The sequence below is a fragment of the Streptomyces sp. NPDC043812 genome, assembly GCF_056436245.1.
The window spans coordinates 1-2663 of record NZ_JBWKCY010000085.1 but is presented as its reverse complement, the minus strand read 5'-3'; the positions used below and the strand labels follow the sequence as shown (position 1 = coordinate 2663).

Genomic DNA, 2663 nt, shown 5'->3' with positions numbered 1-2663 from the left:
GTGATTCAGTGCAAGCACCGTAAGAACGGGGCTTCAGGCTCGCCCGTCGGGACGCCGGACCTGCACGTGCTCAATGGCACTGGACGCCAGCTGCACGGGGGCGACGTGGTGGTCCTGGTGACGAACGGTCGCTTCACGGGATGCCCGCCTCTGGTCAGTCTCAGCGGCTGCACCTGGTGGACGGCCGGACGCTGGGGGAGTGGGCGGCGGGCTCGCGGCCGCTGTGGGACCTCCTGCACAAGTTGCCCCCGCCGCGGAATGCGTCCTCGCTGTCGTGACCGTGGGGCAGTGCCCTGTGTCCCCTGGCGGACTGCCTAGGGCGCCGACGATGGGTCATCGAACGGACCATCTCCTGGCTGTCCGGCTACCGCAGACTCAACCCCCGCTACGAGCGCCATCCCCGCAACTACCTGGCCTTTCTCGGACTCGCCGCAGCCCTGTGCTGCTACAAACGACTCCTCAAACTCACCATGTAGGACACGGTCTAAAGGCCGTTGCGCTGCTGCGACAAAGGCTCTGGCAGCTTCACCGCATTGCAGTCAGCCGTCATAAGGGGCCGACTTGGAGCTGTTCAGTCGGCTCCTCAGAGGCGTTGCAGCAAGCGTGGCCTTACCAGGCAAAGTGAAAGGGCGGCACCTCCGAGGGGGTGCCGCCCTTTCTGTCGCTCGTCTCACTTGAACCTTCGATGTTCGTCTAGTCTGCTCGCCGGAAGGAGAGTAGAGCGACTCACTGACCCGCCCGCCCAAGCAGCCATGGGGGATGGTTCGCCTGTGCTTTCTCACGAAGGACGGCCAGTGCGGTCCCGTCGGTCGGTTCCGGGAGCGACGAAGCTCATAGCTCTGCTACATCCAGAACACACTGAGACGCACGTTGATGTTGTCATTCCACTGAATGTGGCCGACTACTTCCAACTTGCCGTTGTCGAACGGAATGACGTTGGAGACATGCATAGTTGCCAGCCCCATGAACGGATTTCCGCTTGAGTCGAGCTCGCAAATTGAGGCGAAGGCCTTACTGTTCTTCTTGAGGGTAGGGCCGCAGGTGACTAGCCGATCGTAGAGCCCATGACCGATAAAGCTTCCCGAGGCGGTCCCCCGAAGGATCAGCGGCTGATCCGTACTAGTCTCGTAAGCCTCGTCAAGCTTCACTGGCTCAGCCTTCAGCCCCTGCCCGGAGGTTGCATGCGTAACCATACGATTCACCGCACCTTCCGAAGCGCCAGAATTCCCATGGCGCCAGTAGTTCTCTTCCGCATCCCCGACTAATGGTTGACGTGTCATCAATGTCGTTGACGCGACAATTACATGGTGTCGAGCCCGCTAGTATGCGGTCTGATTCCAGATTACGCCCGGCTCTGAAAATCCGCCAAGCCTCCGTCGCGAGAGTCACGGTCATCGTGCCCACTGGGGACCCAAGTGACCTAACCGGTACCAACCTTCGAAGTCCGGACACGGCCCACGGCGTTGTCCCTACGCCGAGCCGCAGGACTCAAGTGCCGCCTCCGGAAAAACAAGAAGCCGACCCATCCAAATTTTTGTCAGCCGTTGCTAAAGACCGTCCCCAAGTTCTGGCTGGTTGTTCCCGAGGACCTACTCAGGGGTGGGGCAGTCGCCGCGCTCCTTGGTTCGGAGGCTTCGTTGCTGGGACAGGGGTGTCCAGCGATTCGGCTATAAGTGCGACTGCACCATTGTGCGCGGGGCGCCGGAGGATTCGACCGAGGTGTGGGCTATCGCGGCGAGTTGGGGGTCGGTGAGTTGGAAGGCCGTGCGGGCTGTCTCGTACTCCTCCAGCAGGCCGGGGCTGAACAGGAGGGGGTCGTCGGCGTTGAGGGTGCACCGGACGCCGGCTTGTAGCAGAAGCGGGAGAGGGTGGACGGCCAGGGATTCCACGACGCCGGGGGCGGCGTTGGAGGTGGGGCAGACGTCGAGGACTACGCCCTTCCGCGGCCAGGCGGGCGACGAGCCGGGTCCTCGATCGCCCGTACGCCGTGGGCGATCCGTCGCGCGCCGAGCACGTCGAGTGCGGCGCGCACGGTGGCCGGACCGGCGAGTTCCCCTGCGTGCGGCGCGGGGATCAGCCCGGCATCGCGCACGATGGCGAATGCCTCGGCGAACGGCTCAGGGGCATATTGGGCCTGGTCTCCGGCAAGGCCGAAGGGACCCCGTTGCCTGCCCGCCGTGCCAACCGCTCGCACAAGCGCGTCCGCGCCCGAGTCGAGCGCGACTTCGCCCGTGTGAAGACCTGGAAGATCCTCCGCGGCTGCCGCCTCAAAGGCGCCAGCGTCCACCACACCATGACCGGCATCGCGCCGCCGCCTCACTGTGACCGGATGAAGGAAGCAAGCCCCATCGACCAGCCCACCCCCACTCCGACTCAAAGATCAATTGCGGGACATCCCTTAGGTAGGCGCCCAGGCTGGAGGGGAAGCGTGTGGTGGTGGCTCACTCGCCACTCACTCGCGATCAGTGAGCAACAACGACAAAGAGCCGGACCCAGTGGGACTGGGTCCGGCTCTTGAAGTCTGGCACTTCCGCAGGTCAGCGGGCTGATCACGCTGCTCCGGCTTCTGTGCCCCCGGCAGGATTCGAACCTGCGCACACGGCTCCGGAGGCCGTTGCTCTATCCCCTGAGCTACGGGGGCGTACGCCCCGCTGTTGCGCGGC

General features: G+C 64.2%; 3 protein-coding genes, 1 tRNA gene and 3 pseudogenes. 3 read left to right on the top strand and 4 right to left on the bottom strand.

From position 1 onward, the window contains the following. Together AC067Z_RS38750 and AC067Z_RS38745 are read left to right on the top strand one after the other, a co-directional pair. Positions 1–278, top strand: a pseudogene (locus tag AC067Z_RS38750) (restriction endonuclease); the annotation flags it as partial. 36 nt (positions 279–314) lie between these two features. After that, positions 315–476 (top strand): annotated as a pseudogene (locus AC067Z_RS38745) (transposase); the annotation flags it as partial. A 366-nt stretch (positions 477–842) separates the two neighbouring features. Here AC067Z_RS38745 and AC067Z_RS38740 read toward each other — a convergent pair. From AC067Z_RS38740 to AC067Z_RS38730, 3 genes are all read right to left on the bottom strand, one after another. Beyond that, positions 843–1193 carry a hypothetical protein gene (locus tag AC067Z_RS38740; RefSeq protein ID WP_478794336.1) on the bottom strand — a complete coding sequence of 117 codons (351 nt, stop codon included), beginning with the start codon at positions 1191–1193 and terminating at the stop codon, positions 843–845. Positions 1194–1667: 474 nt separating this feature from the next. Further along, positions 1668–1889 (bottom strand): hypothetical protein, encoded by a 222-nt coding sequence (locus AC067Z_RS38735; RefSeq protein ID WP_478794335.1) that lies wholly within the window; start codon positions 1887–1889, stop codon positions 1668–1670. A 41-nt stretch (positions 1890–1930) separates the two neighbouring features. Then, positions 1931–2194, bottom strand: coding sequence for a hypothetical protein (locus tag AC067Z_RS38730; protein WP_478794334.1), 264 nt, complete (start codon positions 2192–2194; stop codon positions 1931–1933). On the opposite strand from AC067Z_RS38730, the pseudogene AC067Z_RS38725 reads away from it, so the two are divergent. Continuing rightward, positions 2183–2308: pseudogene (locus tag AC067Z_RS38725) on the top strand (IS5/IS1182 family transposase); the annotation flags it as partial. The gene AC067Z_RS38730 and the pseudogene AC067Z_RS38725 overlap by 12 nt on opposite strands. A 261-nt stretch (positions 2309–2569) precedes the next feature. Here AC067Z_RS38725 and AC067Z_RS38720 read toward each other — a convergent pair. Beyond that, positions 2570–2641: transfer RNA gene (locus AC067Z_RS38720), tRNA-Arg, on the bottom strand. Positions 2642–2663 lie beyond the last annotated feature (22 nt).